The organism is Lentzea chajnantorensis, from assembly GCF_054300775.1.
This window is the reverse complement of the sequence record NZ_JBSDZT010000002.1, coordinates 3572008-3587603: the sequence shown is the minus strand read 5'-3', so window position 1 is coordinate 3587603 and position 15596 is coordinate 3572008. Positions and strand designations below refer to the sequence as shown.

The following is a 15596-nucleotide window of genomic DNA, read 5'->3' as shown; positions in this document are numbered from 1 at the left end:
ACATGGCAGCCGATCCGTTCGCCCGCTTGGCCGACCGCCAGCACTCCCTGCGAACAGCACTGCGCGCACTCCAGGCGACCCACCCCGGCAGCCCCGAGCTCCCCGCCCTGCTCGCCGACACCGACCGGGAGGTCCAGGCCGTCGTGCAGGCGCGCAGGGACGTCGAGTCGGCGCGGCTCACCGTCCCGAACCGGGTCGTCGCGGCCGTCACGGCGGTCGCGGCGCTGACCGTGGTCATCGGGTGGTTCGACCCCTGGTCGCTGGTGTCGGTCGTCCTCGCGCTGGCGGTCGCGGCCGCGGTGCTCGTGGACCCCACCGGCACGCGGCTGTGGGAGCCGCGGGCCCGCACCGCCGCCATCTCCGCCGCGCTCGCGGGGGTGCTGCTCACCCCGGTCCTGCGCGGGTGGGCGGCACTGGCCGTGGTCGCGGGTGGCGTGTGGTGGGCGTGGAGGACGCTGCGGTGAACATCGACCCGGTCAAGGCGCTCGGCGACAAGGTCGAACGGCTCAGGAAGGACCTCGGCACCCTCACCGCGCGCCTCGACGACGTCGAGACCGCGGGAGCGCAGCAGCAGCTCAGCGCCACCAACCAGATCAGGGACAACAACCGCAGACTCACCGGGACCAACGACCGGGTGAGCGAGCTCGCCGAGAGCGTCCACCGGCTCGAACGCCTGCTCGTCGCGCTCAACCGCAAGGTGCGGGCGGGGGTGGCGGAAAGGGCCGACTTCGACGACTGGCCCGGCATCGACCAGACGCTCGTCGACACGATCCTCGCGGGGCAGGACGCCTACGCGCGCAAGACGTTCACGCCGCAGGAGGCGCAGGACACGCGCAAGCTGATCGCGCGGTACGACGCCCGGCTCGCCGAGGCGATCGACGCCGCCGAGGGGCTCACGAACCTCCCGGCGAACGCGGAGTCGTTGTGGCGCGCCAAGTACGCGCGGTGGCAGGCGTTCGGGAAGCTCGGGCGGCGGCCGCCGGCACCGGACGACGAGGCGCACGCCGGGGACGCCGCCGCACGGTCGCAGGGCAACGAGGCGGTCGCCGAGGCACGCCGGCAGATCCGCGAGCGCATCGAGGACGCGGTCGCGCGCGACCTGCTGTTCCCGGCGTGGTTCGAGAACGCGCTGGGACCCGCCGCACCACCGGGGTGTGCGGACGACTGGCTCTGCACGGCAACGGACGTGGTGCTGTACCGGCTGTTGCACGGCGTCGACAGCCCGGCGGACGCGCTCGGCCCGGCACCCCGGGAACAGGGGCACCGCAGGACCTTGCACGACCGGCTGGTCGGCGAGTGCGCGGAGTACCGCAGGGCGTGAGCACAGGACCGGACAGGGCGCCTCTGTCCGGTCACGCGCTCATGCGGTCAGGCGGATCAGGCCAGTTCGAGGCTGAACCGCTGCTGCGCGTCGTCCACCACCAGCACCTTCACCTGCACGGTCGAACCGACCTCGGCCTGCTGACCGTGCAGCAGCCCGTGTGCCCCGGCGGGGTGCTCGACGAACGAGCCGAACGGGACGGTCGAGACGACCTTCCCGGAGAAGACATCACCAACGTTGGGAAGCATTGCGCATCACCTCCTCTCCCGTGCGCAGTTCCCCTTGAGAACGGAGGAAGCGCGGGGGTGGAGGGGCCCTGATCAAGTCAGGGCCGGGCAACCGTTCCGCTCACGGCACAGGGCCGACCCGGCAGTCATACCGGGAAGACTAGCCACTTCCCGCGGTTGTCCGCAATGGAACTTAGACTTCCGCCCATGCTGGAGACGTCCGCACGGCTGCTGAAGCTGCTCTCGTTGCTGCAGGTGCGGCGCGACTGGACGGGCCCGGAGCTCGCCGGCCGGCTCAGCGTCGACGTGCGCACGATCCGCCGCGACGTCGACAAGCTGCGCAGCCTCGGCTATCCCGTCACGTCGCTTCCCGGCGCCACGGGCGGGTACCGGCTGGGGGCGGGTGCCGAGCTGCCGCCGCTGCTGCTGGACGACGACGAGGCGGTGGCCGTCGCCGTAGGACTCAGGACCGCGGCGAACGGCACGGTCGCGGGCATCGAGGAGACGTCGGTGCGCGCGCTCACCAAGCTGGAGCAGGTCCTGCCGAGCCGGTTGCGCAGGCGCGTCCAGGCGTTGCAGGCCCACACCACTCCCCTGGTCGCGGGCGGGCCGGTGGTCGACGCGGAGACGCTCACGGTCATCGCCGCCGCCTGCCGGGACCACCAGCAGCTGCGGTTCACCTACGCCGCCACGCACGGCGAGCCCGCGAAACGGCTCGTCGAGCCGCAGGGGCTCGTGCACACCGGCCGCCGCTGGTACCTGGTCGCGTGGGATGTGTCCAAAGAGGACTGGCGGACGTTCAGGGTCGACCGGATCACCGAGCAGCCGGCGCTCGCGGCCCGGTTCGCGCCGCGTGAACCGCCTGCCCCCGAGCTCGGCGAGTTCGTGTCGCGCCAGGTCGCGTCGAGCGTCTACACCTACCAGGCCGTGCTCACGGTCCACGCACCCGTGCGGGCGGTCGCCGAACGTTCGACGCCCACCTCGGTGTCGCTGGAGGCGATCGACGACGACACGTGCCTCGTGCGCACCGGCGCCGAGTCGCTCGACCGGATGGTGTTCTTCCTGCTGTACCTGGGTTTCGACTTCGAGGTGCACGAACCGCCGGAGCTCAGGGACCACATCGGCACGCTCATCGACCGCATGCGCACCGCGATCGGGGTCCGGGGATGACGGCCACGACCGACTTCGCCACCGCGGTGGACCCGTACCGCCGCGAGCTGCTCGCGCACTGCTACCGGATGCTCGGCTCGCTGCACGACGCCGAGGACCTGGTGCAGGAGACGTACCTGCGGGCGTGGAAGTCCTACGACCGGTTCGAGGGCCGGTCGTCGGTGCGCACCTGGCTGTACCGGATCGCCACGAACGCCTGCCTCACCGCGCTGGAGAGCCGCGCCCGCCGGCCGTTGCCGTCCGGGCTCGGCACCCGCGGCGCCACGCAGGACGACCCGCTCACCCAGGACCACGAGGTGCCGTGGCTGGAGCCGTTCCCGACCGACCCGGCGGCGATCGTCGCGGAACGGGAGAGCACGCGGCTCGCGTTCGTCGCGGCGCTGCAGCACGTGTCACCACGGCAACGCGCGGTGCTGATCCTGCGCGACGTCCTGCGGCTCAGCGCCGCAGAGACCGCCGACCGGCTGGACATGACCGTCGCCGCGGTCAACAGCGCCCTGCAACGCGCCCACGACCGGCTCAAGGACCTCAGCGAGGACCAGGTCACCGAACCGGGCGGGGCGCGGGAGCTGCTCGACCGGTGGGTCGAGGCGTTCGTGGCCAAGGACATCCCGGCGATCGTCGCGCTGTTCAGCGAGGACGTCGTGTGGGAGATGCCGCCGTACCCGCAGTGGTACCGCGGCCCGGACATGATCGCGTGGCACCTCGTGCACCAGTGCCCGGCCGTCCCCGGCAGGGCGCGCATGATCGCGACGGAGGCGAACGGCCAGCCCGCCTACGGCCTGTACCTGGAGGGCGAGGACGGCGGGTACCGGCCGTTCAACCTCCAGGTGCTGGAGGTCGGGCACGACCGGATCACGCGCGTCTCGTCGTTCTTCGACCTCAGCCTGTTCCCGCGGTTCGGGCTGCCTTCGACCGCATGAGGTCCGAGCAGGAAGCCGCGACGGGACGAGGTCGTGGCGCGGACCGCGGGTGCGCTTGACCGACCTCAGGAGAACACCGGGCGAAACCGGGCCCTCCGCCGATCGGACCACTCGCTAGCATCGCGACCCATGGGCTGGGGGATTGTGGTCGCAGGAGCGGTCGTCGCGGTGGGCGGGCTGTTACAGGGGTTGATCGGGTTCGGGCTGGCGCTCGTGGCGGTGCCGTTGATCGCGCTGCTGGACCCGGCGCTGCTGCCGGTGCCGGTGCTGATGGTCGCCGCCGCACACGCGTCGATGTCGCTCGCCCGCGAGTTCGGCCACGTCGACTGGCGCGGTGTGGGCTGGGCGATGCTCGGCCGGCTGCCCGGCACGGTCGTGGGCGTGCTGGTCGTCGACGCGCTCGACCCGAAGGGGTTCGGGCTGGTCGTCGGCGGGTCGGTGCTGGCGTGCGTGCTGCTGTCCACCACGACCTGGCGGCCGGCGCCGAGGCCGGGGTCGCTCGTCACGGCCGGGTTCGCGAGCGGGTCGTTCGGCACGGCCACGTCGGTGGGCGGGCCGATGGTGGCTCTGCTCTACCAGAACCAGGCGGGTCCGCAGGTCAGGGCGACGCTCGCGGCGTTCTTCGTGCTCGGCTCCGGCGCCTCGGTCCTCGCGCTGGCCGGCGCCGGGCAGGTCACCGCCCACCAGTTCCGGGCAGGGGTCGCGCTCATCCCGTTCCTCGTCGCCGGCTTCCTGCTGTCCGGGCCGCTGCGCGAGCGGGTCGACGCGGGTGGGATCCGCACGCCGATGCTCCTCGTCGCCGGGCTGAGCTCGGTCGTGCTGATCGTGCGGAGCGTGCTGTCGTGATCTGGTTCGCGGCCGCGACGGCGGTCTTCCTCTACTTCGCCCGGCCCGCGTGGGTGACGTTCGTCCTCGCCGGGCTCGCGACGATCGCGGTGCAGCCCTTCGGCCCCGGCTGGATCGGCGCGACCTCCGGGGCGCTGGCCCCCGACCTGGCCTCGCCGCGGCTGGTGATCGCCGCCGGGCTCGTCGCGTGGGCGGTCCGGCACCGCAGCTGGCGGATGGGCGCCGCGGCCGTCGTTTTCGGCGCGCTCGTGCTCTGCACCGACCGGGCGTTCATCCCGGTCCTGCTGCTCTTCACCGCCGCCGCGCTCGCCGCGGCCCCGCGCAGGCCGCTGCACTCCGGCGGGATCGTGGTCCTCGCGGTCGCGCTCGGGCTGACCTTCCTCGGTGTCCTCCCCGCCCGCCCGGTGGTCGAGGCCATGCCGGAGGTGGTCTGGATCGCGTTCGGGGTGGCCCTGCTGCTCGTCGCCGTGGCGCCGAGACCCGCCTGGGTGGCGCTCTCGATCGCCGGGTTCGGCTCGCTGGCGGCGTACACGGTGACGCTCAGCCCGATGTTCCTCACCAACCCGTGCACCCTGCCCGGAGCCGTGTGCGGCAGTGCGCCCGGCTGGTACTCCTCTGACGAACGCCCGGCACAGGTCGTCGTGTCCAGCGGAGCCACCGGGATCGGCAGCCTGGGCCGCGACGACATGCTGACCTACACGCCCGTGTGGTTCGTCGTGGCCGCGGTGCTCGTCTGGGCGATCAGGCGCCGCAGCTGGCGGGTCGCCGTCGCGGGCGTGGCGTTCGGCGCCGTGCTGCAGGCCGCTCCCGAACACGCGGCCATCCCGGTGTTCGCCGCCGCGGCCGCGGCACTCGGGCCGCGCCGGGACCCGTTCTACCTGGCGGGCATCGGGGTGCTGGCGCTCGCGCTGGCCGACCGGCAGGAACCGTGGACGCTGGCCGTCACGATCATCGCCATCACGGCCGGCCTCGCGCTCGGCTTCTGGTCCTGCGCGCGGAAGAACGGCGCCGACGGGGCCATCGCCGTGGTCGCGCTGGCGGTGGCCCCGGTGACGCCGTTCCTCACCGCGGGAGTGCTGCTCGCAACGCCTTTGCTCAGAAGGGCTGCGTGTTGGGCTGGTACACCGAACCGTTCACCGGCGCCGTGAGGTCGACCAGGTACCTGGTCACCGCCGCGTCGGCACCCGCGGAGTCGCCCAGGATGCAGTGGCCGAACGCGTCGACGCTGATCAGCCGCGCGTTGCCGAGCTGCTGGGACATGCGGCGGGCGAACTCGTACTGCGTGGCCGGGTCGTAGTAGTTGCCGACCACGACGACCGGGTTCTTGGTCTTGCGGTGCCACGGGCCGATCCAGCGGTCCGGGTTGCGCGCCGGCCACGTCGGGCAGGTCAGCGCGTCCGAAGCGGCCTGGTAGCGGCCGAACGTGGGCGACTCCTTCTCCCACTTGGCCGCGGTGGACGCCCAGGTGCGGGTCGTCCTGGCGAACGGCTTGTCGATGCAGTTGACCGCGTAGTACGAGTCGTCGCTCGTGTACGGGGTCTCCGGCAGGCCGCGCACGTCGGCCAGGCCACCGTTGTTGTTCAGCGCGGGAACGTCCACAACGGACTGGACGCTCATCGTCTGCGCGGTGGCCGTCGCCGCGGCCGGGTTCTGCGCCGCGTGGATCGACTGCAGCCACGTGGCGAGCGCCTTGAACGTGGCCGGGTTGTACAGGTTGCTCGCGGTGCGGCCGACGACGTCCGTCAGCGTCACCTGCGTGCCGTCCGGCAGCGTCGTCGGGCCCTTGCGCAGGGTCTCGCGGATGCCGTCGAACTTCTTGCGGGCGTCACCGGCGAACGCGCACTTGGCGGTGCCCTCGGCGTCGCAGCGCTTGAGGAACGCGTCGAGCGCGATCTCGAAGCCCTTGGCGCGCTGGCGGTCGTACTCGGCGCCGTTGGTCAGGCGCAGCTTCGGGTCGACGTTGCCGTCGAGCACGAGCGCACGCGACCGCTCCGGGAAGATGTTCGCGTAGGTGGCGCCGAGCAGCGTGCCGTAGGAGAAGCCGACGTAGGTCAGCTGCCGGTCGCCGACCGACTCGCGCAGCACGTCGAGGTCGCGGGCGACGGCCTCGGTCGACATGTGGTTGAGCAGCGGACCGGCGTTGATCCCGCAGTAGTCCGTGTAGGCCTTCGACTGGCGGATCGAGCTTCTCGATCTCCGCCTTGGTCGTCGGCAGGGCGAACCAGCCCTCGTTGACCGCGTCGGCCTCCTCCTGGGTGCGGAAGCAGCGCAGCGGGGCGCTGCGGCCGACACCGCGCGGGTCGAAGCCGATGAGGTCGAACTTCTCGAGGACCTCCTGGCTGAAGAAGCTCGCGCCGAACGCGCCGTAGATCAGACCGGCGCCACCGGGGCCGCCGGGGTTGATGAACAGCGAGCCGATCTTCTTCGCCGGGTCGGTCGCCGGCCGCTTCATCATGATGATGCCCGTCTTGTCACCGCGCGGACGCGAGTGGTCGACGGGAACTTCCTGGATGGCACAGCTGACCCTGGTGCGTTCGGCAGCAGGGATCGAGGCGAGCACATCCGCCGCGCACGGCCCCCAAGCGGCGGGTCTGACTGCTGCGGCGCCGGGCTGGGCGGAGGCGGTGCTCGCGCCCAGACCGGAGGCGATGGTGCCGAGCGCGAGCGCCGAAGCGAGCGCCGCGCGGCCGGCACGGGTGGCAAGGGAAGACGTCACCGGTGCAGCCCATCACTGCGGGCGCACCGTTTGTACCCGCCTATCGGAGGGTTGTCGGCTCAGATCGCCCGCGCCAGCGAGACGGCGAAGCGGTCCCGCGAGTCGGTCCACCACCGGTGCAGGGTGAACCCGGCGTCCTCCAGCTCCGCGCGCACCCCGTCCCGCCGGAACTTCGCCGACACCTCGGTGCGCAGCTCCTCGCCCTCGCGGAACTCCACCGCCAGGCCGAGACCGGCGAGCGTGACCGTCATGGCGCGCGTGGCGCGCAGCCGCATCTCGATCCATTCCTGCTCGCTGTTCCACAACGCCACGTGCTCGAACGCCGCGACGTCGAAGTCGCCGCCGAGCTCGCGGTTGAGGACGTTCAGGACGTTGCGGTTGAACGCGGCCGTCACGCCCTGCGCGTCGTCGTAGGCGCGCACCAGCGTCTCGCGGTCCTTCACCAGGTCCGTGCCGAGCAGCAGCCACTCCCCCGGCCGCAGCACGTCGCGGACGGTGTGCAGGAACTTCTCCCGCTCCTCGGGGATGAGGTTGCCGATCGTGCCGCCCAGGAACGCGACCAGGCGCGGTGACACGCCCGGCAGCAGGCCCAGGTGCTGGGTGAAGTCGCCGACCACACCGTGCACCCGCAGGCCGGGGTAGTCGGCGATGATCGCGTGGGCGGCCTCGGTGAGCGCGGACACCGAGACGTCCTGCGGCACGAACTCGGTCAGCGTGCCGTGGTCGCGCAGGGCGCTGAGCAGCAGCCGCGTCTTCTCCGACGAGCCGGAGCCCAGCTCGACCAGCGAGTGCGCGCCGGTGGTCGCCGCGATCTCACCGGCCCGCGCGGCGAGCACCTCCCGTTCCGCTCGCGTCGGGTAGTACTCGGGCAGGCGGGTGATGTCCTCGAACAACGCGCTGCCGGTCGCGTCGTAGAAGTACTTCGGCGACACCCACTTCGGGTCCGCGGTCAGCCCGGCGCGCACGTCGGCGCGCAGGGCGTGCACGGCGTCGTCCGGTTTGAGGTGAACGTCCAGCACCGGCTCGGTCATGCGGGTCGAACCTCCACAGTGGATGGATCGGCGAGGACGACGTGGTGGTCGGGGATCTCCCGCCACGCCGCGTCGGCGTCGAGCGGTTCGGAGGCGAGCGTGACGCTCACGCCGTCGTGGCGGACCCACAGCGAGTGGGTCCAGGTGGTGCCGACGACGACCGAACCGTCGGTCATCAGGAAGTTGAGGCGTGACCCCGGGGCCACGGCCTCGACCTCGTCGCTGAGTTCAACAAGGACGTCGGCGGGGTTCTTCCCCGCGGCCAGCGCCCGTGCGGCGAGCGCCCACAGCAGTGCCGAGTCGGTGGGCGCGTCGAGGGTGAGCAGGTCGGTCACCGGTAGCGTCCTCGCGAGGTCCTCGACGCTGTGCGGCCAGCCCGTGACGCGCCCGTTGTGGCTGAACAGCCACGTGCCGTCGGTGAACGGCGCGCACGCCGCGTCCGCCACCGGCATGCCGGTCGTGGCGTTGCGGACCGCGGCGAGGACCGCGGTGGACTCGGTGCCGCTGAGGGCGCGCAGGTTCGCGTCGCTCCACAGCGTGCCGGCACGGCGGTAGCGCACCGGGCCGGGGAACCAGCCGACGCCGTAGCCGTCGACGTTGACCGAGCCCCCGCCGCGCATGTCCCCCGGTGCGTACGACTGGTGCTCCAACGAGTGCGGTGCGTCGTACAGCAGGCCGGACAAGGGCACGGCGGGGCCCAGGTACGCCAGGTGGCGGCACATCGCCTAGGCGTCCCTGGCGCAGCGGAAGCCTGCGAAGATCTGCCGCCGGACCGGGTAGTCCCAGTTGCGGAACGTCGCACGGACCGCGGAGGAGTCGGTGCCGAACGAACCGCCGCGCAGCACCTTGTAGTCGGGTCCGAAGAAGACCTCCGAGTACTCGGGGTACGGGAAGACCTCGAAGCCCGGGTAGCCGTGGAAGTCCGTCGAGGTCCACTCCCAGACGTCACCGATCAGCTGGTGCACGCCGTGCGCGGAGACCCCGTCCGGGTACGCGCCGGCCGGTGCGGGGCGCAGGTGTCGCTGGCCGAGGTTCGCGTGCCGTTCGTCCGGTGCCGCGTCACCCCACGGGTACCGGCGGCTGGTGCCGGTCGCCGGGTCGTGCCGTGCGGCCTTCTCCCACTCGGCCTCGGTCGGCAGCCGCTTGCCCGCCCACGTCGCGTAGGCCTGGGCCTCGTGGAAGCACACGTGCACAACGGGTTCGTCCGGCACGATCGGCTCGGTGACACCGAACGCGGTGCGGCTGAAGCTCGTGCCCTCGCGGTGCCAGAACCGGGGTGCGGTGAGCTTGGCGCGCGTGCGGTGCACCCATCCCTCGTCCGTCCACAGCCGACGGTCGGAGTACCCGCCGGCGAGGACGAACTCGGCGTACTCGCCGTTGGTGACCGGGGTGGTGTCGATGAAGAACGGGTCGACGTGGACGGTGTGCGCGGGGCGTTCGTTGTCCAGGGCCCACGGTTCGTCCGAGGTGCCCATCTCGAACGGTCCGCCCGGGATGAACGCCTCCGTCGCGGCGACGAGGTTCCCCTTCGGCGGAGGGGGCGCGTGCAGCACCGGTTCGCCGGTGCGCAGCTGGTGGGTGGCGAGCATCGTCTCGTCGTGCTGCTGCTCGTGCTGCACGATCATGCCGAACGCGAAGGCGTTCTCGACGAGCCTGCGGCCCTCCAGCGGGACCTCCTCCAGCACGTCGAACACCTTGCCGCGCACGTCACCGACGTACCGGCGGGCCTCGGCGGGGTTGAGCAGCGGCAGCTCCGGCCGCACGCTGCGCCCGTACTTGAACGCGTCGTAGTACTCGTCGATGTCGCTGCGCACCGGTTCACGCCCGCCGACGTCGCGGACGAGCCAGAGCTCCTCCTGGTTGCCGATGTGCGCGAGGTCCCAGACCAGCGGCGACATGAGCTTGGAGTGCTGCCGCACGAGGTCGTGCTCGTCGACGGCATCGGTCAGGGCGGTGGAACGCGCGCGAGAACGCAACAGTTCCTCCGCCACCCGCTCGCGGAGTTCTTCGGTCACAGCTTCCCCTCCAGCTCCCGGCTGATGGTGCTGATCTGCTCGTCGGAGAGACCGGTGCGGGGCAACGCCTCGATGCCGAGGGCGACGACGTCCTTCGCCGCCCGCGCGATGCGGTCGTCCGCCATCCCGTGCCGTGCGGCGACGAGCCACCGCCCGGCCGCCCGTTCCGTCGCCGCCAGCACACCGTCCACAACGGACTGGTCGCTGAACAGCGCGACGAGCAGCGCACTCGGCGCGATCCAGCCGCCCGGCGGCGGCGTGTCCAGGTACCGGATCTCGATGTACCCGCGCGGCCGCACCGGCGGGAACATCAACGACATGTGGTAGTCGAGGTCGTCGCTGGTGGGGCTGCGGTCGAGCGCCCCGTCGATCCAGTCGGCGAACGTGAGCCTCCTGGGCGGGACCCAGTTCGGACCCGGTCCCCTGACGACGATCACGGGCGTGTCGACCACCCGCCGCGCGTAGGCCGCGGCCGGATCGGCGCACACGGCACTCGGCCTGGTGCGCACGGGATCCGTGCCGTACAACGTCCGCATCCGCGCGGAGGCCCAGTCCTGCCGCTGCCCGCCGAGCCCCGGTGAGTTCGCGAACAACGCGACCATCACCGGCCCGAGCTGGTGCACGGCGGCCCACCTGGCCCGCAGGTCCTGCTGTTCGCCGAAGTCGAGGCACACCTGCAGCCCGGCGGTGCTGCACATCATGGAGATGCCGTCGTGGCCGAGGCGGCCGAACTCGTGCTCCATCGCGGCGTAGCGCGGCACCCGCAGCACCCGGCTCGGCGTCCGGTGCGCGTCGGCACCCCTGTCGCCGAGGACGAGGCCCTGGTCCGCGAGCAACGCGGTGAGCTGCTCGACGTCCGTTTCGACGGTGGTGAAGAGCGTGGGGAGGGAGGTGCAGGGAGGTGTGGAGATCTCGACCTGCCCGCCCGGTTCGACGGTCAGCGGCGTGCCGCTGGGAAGCGGCCTCTGCGGGCTGTCCGGAACGAGGGTCGGCGGCGCGTGGTCTCCGAGCGCCGCGGCCAACCTTCGCTGGTCCAGGGGTAACGCGGGGTCTTCTGCGTGGTGGACGGTGAACTCCAGTTCCACGCCGAACAACCTCGGAGGCCCGTGCTTGAAGCAGACCGAGGCGACGTAAGCCTCGGCCTCGGCGCGGTCAGCGAACCTGACCGGCGCCGGTTGGTCACGCAGCGCAGTCGTCACTACACACTCCCCGTGATCGGATAAGCGCATTCGACGCTACACGCGGGCATTGCGGCTCGCACGCTCTCGCGGACGTGCAAATCCTTACAGATCAACGACGTGGCGTGCGCACACGCGTGTGCCCAGGGGGTTTGCGTGGCGGATGTGTCGAGTTGCCCGCTTCGTTCACGTTCACGCCCCGCGCCTCCCCCGCTGCTTCTACTGGCGGTGGAGTCAGCCAGATGTCGACCTCCACCGTGCGCAGGCGGCCGTAGACCTGCTGGTCGACGAGGTGGCGGTGCCGTCCGCGGTCTGCCGAGGTCAGCCGGACCGTTCCCGGTCCCGGTTCTCCGCGAGCGCCGCGATGAGGTCGGTGGTCGTGCGGCTGAGCAGGAGGTCGACCACGTGGACGCCGGTCGAGACGCGCCGCCGCCACCCGAGGCGCTCGGCGAGCGCCGACAGCTTGACGAACTCGTGCGTCTCCATGGCGCAGGAGGATATTGGCGCTCACGCCGCCACCGGGACAGGCCAGGCCGGAGATCCACTCGAAAGGATCACACGGATGGAGCTGTCCAATCCGTACGTACGGATTGGATTTCCGGTCCCCGTCCTGGGACCATCTACCGGTGCCCAGGGTCAGCCAGGACCACCTAGACGCCCGCCGTCGCCAGATCCTCGACGGTGCGCGTGCTTGCTTTGCGCGCCACGGCTACGAGGGTGCCACGGTACGCCGTCTCGAAGAGGCCACGGGACTGTCCCGCGGTGCGATCTTCCACCACTTCCGGGACAAGGAGTCGCTCTTCCTCGCCCTCGCGGAGGACGACGCGCTGCGGATGGCCGACGTCGTGGCCGAGCAGGGCCTGGTCCAGGTCATGCGCGACCTGCTCGACGAGCCGGAGAAGCGCGACGAGGGCCACGCGGCGGACTGGCTGGGCACGCGCCTGGAGGTCTCCCGGCGGCTGCGCACCGACCCCGACTTCCGCGCGCGGTGGGCCGAGCGGTCCGAGCAGTTGACGGCCGCGACCCGGCAGCGCCTGCTCCGGCAGCGGGAGGCCGGCAACCTGCGCGACGACGTCGACGTGACGGTGCTGACGAGCTTCCTGGAGCTGGTGCTGGAGGGCCTGGTGTCGCACCTGGCGATGGGGCTGCCGGCCGACGACATGGAGCCGGTGCTCGACCTCGTCGAAGAAACCGTGCGCCGCCACCGCCGCAGCTCTTGAAGGTTTTTCACGTAAACCCCACTGTGGACGCATGCCGTCCTCGCTGAAGACCACCGTCCAGTTCTTCGCGCTCCGCTCTCTCGTGCGCGGCTATGCGCTGATCGGTGACCCGTACGCCGGTGTCATGGCATCACCGCCGGACCGCGACCCGTACTCGATGTACGAGAAGGTGCGCGCCAAGGGCGACATGGTGCGCAGCAAGATGGGCGCCTACGTCACGCCGTCGCGCGCGTTGTGCGACTCGGTGCTGCGTGACCCGCGGTTCGTCACGGCGACGTTCGACGAGGCGTCGATGATCCCGATCACGCTGGTCAAGGACGGCCACAAGGTCGTGAACCCGGTGCAGGACTCGTTCCTGATGAAGAACCCGCCGGACCACACCCGGCTGCGCAGGCTGGTGCAGCCGTTCTTCACCCCTCGTGCGCTGAAGGACCGCACCGCGTCGATCCAGAAGATCGTCACGGACCACCTCGACCGGCTGGACGACCGGTTCGACGTGGTGGCGGAGTTCGCGTCCCAGGTGCCGATCCAGGTGATCGCGGACCTGCTGGGCGTGCCGGACGACGACAGGGCGCTGTTCGCCTGCTGGGGTTCGTCGCTGGCCGAGACGCTCGACGGCGTCTGGTCGCACAAGCAGCTCAGGGACCTGCACGCCACGATCGTCGAGTACAACGACTTCATCGACGGGCTGATGGACGAGCGGCGGCGCAACCCGCAGGACGACATCGTCAGCCACCTCGTGACCCAGCACGCGGACCTCAGCCGCGAGGACCTGGTCGCCACCACCGGGTTGCTGCTGTTCGCCGGGTTCGAGACGACGGTCAACCTGATCGGCAACGGCGTGCTGAAGGCGTTCGAGAACCCGCACACGGTCGCGCCGCTCGCGCAGAGCCCGGAGTACGCGGAGGGGTTCGTCGAGGAGGTGCTGCGGCTCGACCCGCCGGTGCAGTACACGATCCGCTGGCCGAAGGAACGCCTTGAGCTGGCCGGCGTCTCCCTGCCGAAGGGCATGCCGGTGATGCTGCTGCTCGCGGCGGCCAACCGTGACCCGCGAGTGTTCTCCGACCCGCTCACGTTCGACCCGACGCGGTCCAACGCGCGCGAGCACCTCGCGTTCTCCGCGGGCATCCACTACTGCATCGGCGCGGGCCTGTCGCGCATCGAGGGCGCGGTCGCGTTGCACGAGCTCTTCAAGCGCTTCCCGAACCTCGCACAGGACGGCCCGATGGCGCGGCGCAGGTCGAAGCTCATCCGCGGCGCGTTGCGACTTCCGGTTCGCGCGAACGAGCCCAAACGATCACTGGCGGTGAAGCAGACCTGACGTGGGGCGAAATTCGCGGGCGCACGTGCCCTACTTCACCTGTCCGGAGCAATGTTCGTGCCCCAATGACACATCTCCGTAGTGCATGCTTGAAGGCGAGAGGGAGACCCGCCGCACCGCCGCCGCGACGGGCCTCCCTCTCGCCTTGTGCGCCTCACTCGACGCCCGACATCAGCTTCCTGATGGCAGGGGCCGCCACGCCCAGCGCGATGCCGAAGACCACGGCCGCACCGCCCAGCGTGAGGAAGTACGCCGACGGGCTCGTCGTGTAGAACTTCACGAGCTGCGCGGCCACACCGGTGCCGGCCGAGGTCGCGAGGAACCACAGGCTCATCGTCTGCGAGGCGAACGCGCGCGGCGCCAGCTTCGTCGTCACCGACAGGCCCACCGGCGACAGCATCAGCTCACCGGCGGTCATGATCAGGAACATCAGCACCAGCCACAGCGGCGTCACCTTGCCGTCGGCCGCCGAGTTGCTCGCGAAGTACATGAGCACGAACGACAGGCCGACGAGCACGAGCGCACCGGCGAACTTGCGGGGCGTGGACGGCGCCCGCTTGCCGAGCTTCACCCACAGCAGCGCGAACAGCGGCGCCAAGGCGATGATCATGATCGGGTTGATCGACTGGAACCACGCGACCGGGAACTCCCAGCCGAACACGTGGTTGTCGACGCGGGAGTCGGCGAACTCGGCGATGACCGAGGCGCTCTGCTCGAAGATCAGCCAGAACATGGCGGCGGCGACGAACAGCGGGATGTAGGCGACGACCCGCGGCTTCTCCTCCGGCAGCGTCTTCGGGCTGCGCAGCATGACGGTGAAGTACGCGATCGGCAGGACGATCGACATGATGCTGATCATCAGGATGACGCCCTCGACGTCACCGAGGAGGTAGGAGACCACGCCGAGCGCGGCGATGGCGACGGCGACACCGGCGATGAGGCCGTAGACGCGGCCCTTCTCCTGGTGCGGCAGCGGGTTCGGCGCCACGGCCGCGGACCCGCGCAGGTGCTTGCGGCCCAGGCGGTACTGGACGAGGCCCAGCGCCATGCCGACCGCGGCGACGGCGAACCCGGCGTGGAAGCCGATGCCGTCCGCGAGCGCGCCGGTGATCAGCGGCGACACGAAGCCACCGATGTTGATCGCCATGTAGAAGATCGTGAAGCCGGCGTCGCGGCGGGTGTCGGTCTTGTCGTACAGGCCGCCGACGACCGTCGAGATGTTCGGCTTGAGCAGGCCGGTGCCGAACACGATGAAGATCAGGCCGACGTACACGCCGGTGATGCCGATCGGCAGCGCCAGTGCGATGTGGCCGCACATGATCAGGACGCCGCCGTAGAAGGTGGCGCGCTGGCCACCCCACACGCGGTCGGCGAGCCAGCCGCCGGCGACGCCGGACATGTAGACCGCGGTGCCGTAGATGGCCACGACGGACAACGCCAGCGCCTTGTCGACGCCGAGACCGCCCTCGGACACGGCCGTCCACAGGTAGAGGCCGAGGATGGCCTTCATCCCGTAGAACGAGAACCGCTCCCACAGTTCGGTGAAGAAGAGCGTGGACAGGCCTCGGGGGTGGCCGAAGAAGCCCGTGTCCTGCTTGCCGGGGATGCTGGCGCTAGGGGCGCTCACG

The 15596-nt window shown here is 71.1% G+C and carries 17 protein-coding genes; 9 read left to right on the top strand and 8 right to left on the bottom strand.

What is annotated here, in order from left to right:
- The first annotated feature begins 2 nt into the window (after nt 1-2).
- Both ACVDFE_RS18385 and ACVDFE_RS18380 read left to right on the top strand, forming a co-directional pair.
- Nucleotides 3-464, top strand: a complete 462-nt coding sequence (locus ACVDFE_RS18385) for a hypothetical protein (RefSeq protein ID WP_360400143.1) — start codon at nt 3-5, stop codon at nt 462-464.
- Nucleotides 461-1321, top strand: a complete 861-nt coding sequence (locus ACVDFE_RS18380; RefSeq protein WP_458431196.1) for a hypothetical protein — start codon at nt 461-463, stop codon at nt 1319-1321. The genes ACVDFE_RS18385 and ACVDFE_RS18380 overlap by 4 nt, the downstream gene beginning before the upstream one ends.
- Before the next feature lie 56 nt (nt 1322-1377).
- Here ACVDFE_RS18380 and ACVDFE_RS18375 read toward each other — a convergent pair whose 3' ends face one another.
- Complete coding sequence (locus ACVDFE_RS18375; RefSeq protein ID WP_360400137.1) at nt 1378-1569, bottom strand: S1 RNA-binding domain-containing protein; 192 nt, start codon at nt 1567-1569, stop codon at nt 1378-1380.
- 186 nt (nt 1570-1755) lie between these two features.
- On the opposite strand from ACVDFE_RS18375, the gene ACVDFE_RS18370 reads away from it, so the two are divergent.
- The 4 genes from ACVDFE_RS18370 to ACVDFE_RS18355 all read left to right on the top strand — a co-directional run bounded on the left by ACVDFE_RS18370 (nt 1756) and on the right by ACVDFE_RS18355 (nt 5635).
- Nucleotides 1756-2718: a helix-turn-helix transcriptional regulator gene (locus ACVDFE_RS18370; RefSeq protein ID WP_458431195.1), complete on the top strand. Its 963-nt coding sequence runs from the start codon at nt 1756-1758 to the stop codon at nt 2716-2718.
- Complete coding sequence (locus ACVDFE_RS18365; RefSeq protein WP_458431194.1) at nt 2715-3641, top strand: sigma-70 family RNA polymerase sigma factor; 927 nt, start codon at nt 2715-2717, stop codon at nt 3639-3641. Before ACVDFE_RS18370 ends, ACVDFE_RS18365 begins: the two co-directional genes overlap by 4 nt.
- A 129-nt stretch (nt 3642-3770) precedes the next feature.
- A complete protein-coding gene (locus tag ACVDFE_RS18360; RefSeq protein WP_458431193.1) occupies nt 3771-4487 on the top strand; it encodes a sulfite exporter TauE/SafE family protein in 717 nt (238 codons plus the stop codon).
- Nucleotides 4484-5635, top strand: coding sequence for a hypothetical protein (locus ACVDFE_RS18355; protein WP_458431192.1), 1152 nt, complete (start codon nt 4484-4486; stop codon nt 5633-5635). The genes ACVDFE_RS18360 and ACVDFE_RS18355 overlap by 4 nt, the downstream gene beginning before the upstream one ends.
- On the opposite strand, the gene ACVDFE_RS18350 is transcribed toward ACVDFE_RS18355, so the two are convergent.
- Entirely contained in the window at nt 5583-6605 is a 1023-nt protein-coding gene (locus tag ACVDFE_RS18350) for an alpha/beta hydrolase (RefSeq protein ID WP_458431191.1), read from the bottom strand. The genes ACVDFE_RS18355 and ACVDFE_RS18350 overlap by 53 nt on opposite strands.
- 83 nt (nt 6606-6688) lie before the next feature.
- Between ACVDFE_RS18350 and ACVDFE_RS18345 the strand changes: the two genes are divergently transcribed.
- Nucleotides 6689-6856, top strand: a complete 168-nt coding sequence (locus ACVDFE_RS18345; protein WP_458431190.1) for a hypothetical protein — start codon at nt 6689-6691, stop codon at nt 6854-6856.
- A 406-nt stretch (nt 6857-7262) separates the two neighbouring features.
- On the opposite strand, the gene egtD is transcribed toward ACVDFE_RS18345, so the two are convergent.
- The 5 genes from egtD to ACVDFE_RS18320 all read right to left on the bottom strand — a co-directional run bounded on the left by egtD (nt 7263) and on the right by ACVDFE_RS18320 (nt 11913).
- Nucleotides 7263-8234, bottom strand: coding sequence for an L-histidine N(alpha)-methyltransferase (egtD, locus tag ACVDFE_RS18340; RefSeq protein ID WP_458431189.1), 972 nt, complete (start codon nt 8232-8234; stop codon nt 7263-7265).
- Nucleotides 8231-8956: an ergothioneine biosynthesis protein EgtC gene (gene egtC / locus ACVDFE_RS18335; protein ID WP_458431188.1), complete on the bottom strand. Its 726-nt coding sequence runs from the start codon at nt 8954-8956 to the stop codon at nt 8231-8233. The genes egtD and egtC overlap by 4 nt, the downstream gene beginning before the upstream one ends.
- A 3-nt stretch (nt 8957-8959) precedes the next feature.
- Nucleotides 8960-10249, bottom strand: coding sequence for an ergothioneine biosynthesis protein EgtB (gene egtB, locus ACVDFE_RS18330; protein ID WP_458431187.1), 1290 nt, complete (start codon nt 10247-10249; stop codon nt 8960-8962).
- A complete protein-coding gene (locus tag ACVDFE_RS18325; protein WP_360400112.1) occupies nt 10246-11448 on the bottom strand; it encodes a glutamate-cysteine ligase family protein in 1203 nt (400 codons plus the stop codon). Before ACVDFE_RS18325 ends, egtB begins: the two co-directional genes overlap by 4 nt.
- A 300-nt stretch (nt 11449-11748) precedes the next feature.
- On the bottom strand, nt 11749-11913 hold the full coding sequence (locus ACVDFE_RS18320) for a hypothetical protein (protein ID WP_360400109.1): 165 nt from the start codon (nt 11911-11913) through the stop codon (nt 11749-11751).
- Between the two features lie 140 nt (nt 11914-12053).
- Here ACVDFE_RS18320 and ACVDFE_RS18315 point away from each other — a divergent pair, with 140 nt between their 5' ends.
- Complete coding sequence (locus tag ACVDFE_RS18315; RefSeq protein ID WP_360400106.1) at nt 12054-12647, top strand: TetR/AcrR family transcriptional regulator; 594 nt, start codon at nt 12054-12056, stop codon at nt 12645-12647.
- 31 nt (nt 12648-12678) lie between these two features.
- Nucleotides 12679-13968 carry a cytochrome P450 gene (locus ACVDFE_RS18310; protein WP_458431186.1) on the top strand — a complete coding sequence of 430 codons (1290 nt, stop codon included), beginning with the start codon at nt 12679-12681 and terminating at the stop codon, nt 13966-13968.
- A 154-nt stretch (nt 13969-14122) separates the two neighbouring features.
- Here ACVDFE_RS18310 and ACVDFE_RS18305 read toward each other — a convergent pair whose 3' ends face one another.
- Complete coding sequence (locus ACVDFE_RS18305; protein WP_458431185.1) at nt 14123-15595, bottom strand: peptide MFS transporter; 1473 nt, start codon at nt 15593-15595, stop codon at nt 14123-14125.
- Nucleotide 15596 lies beyond the last annotated feature (1 nt).

Excerpts from the sequence above, each read along its gene's own strand:
- ACVDFE_RS18385 (WP_360400143.1), top strand. The coding sequence starts at position 3 with ATGGCAGCCGATCCGTTCGCCCGCTTGGCCGACCGCCAGCACTCCCTG.
- ACVDFE_RS18375 (WP_360400137.1), bottom strand. The coding sequence starts at position 1,569 with ATGCTTCCCAACGTTGGTGATGTCTTCTCCGGGAAGGTCGTCTCGACC.
- ACVDFE_RS18370 (WP_458431195.1), top strand. The coding sequence starts at position 1,756 with ATGCTGGAGACGTCCGCACGGCTGCTGAAGCTGCTCTCGTTGCTGCAG.
- ACVDFE_RS18365 (WP_458431194.1), top strand. The coding sequence starts at position 2,715 with ATGACGGCCACGACCGACTTCGCCACCGCGGTGGACCCGTACCGCCGC.
- ACVDFE_RS18360 (WP_458431193.1), top strand. The coding sequence starts at position 3,771 with ATGGGCTGGGGGATTGTGGTCGCAGGAGCGGTCGTCGCGGTGGGCGGG.
- ACVDFE_RS18350 (WP_458431191.1), bottom strand. The coding sequence starts at position 6,605 with ATGTCGACCGAGGCCGTCGCCCGCGACCTCGACGTGCTGCGCGAGTCG.
- egtD (WP_458431189.1), bottom strand. The coding sequence starts at position 8,234 with ATGACCGAGCCGGTGCTGGACGTTCACCTCAAACCGGACGACGCCGTG.
- egtC (WP_458431188.1), bottom strand. The coding sequence starts at position 8,956 with ATGTGCCGCCACCTGGCGTACCTGGGCCCCGCCGTGCCCTTGTCCGGC.
- ACVDFE_RS18320 (WP_360400109.1), bottom strand. The coding sequence starts at position 11,913 with ATGGAGACGCACGAGTTCGTCAAGCTGTCGGCGCTCGCCGAGCGCCTC.
- ACVDFE_RS18310 (WP_458431186.1), top strand. The coding sequence starts at position 12,679 with ATGCCGTCCTCGCTGAAGACCACCGTCCAGTTCTTCGCGCTCCGCTCT.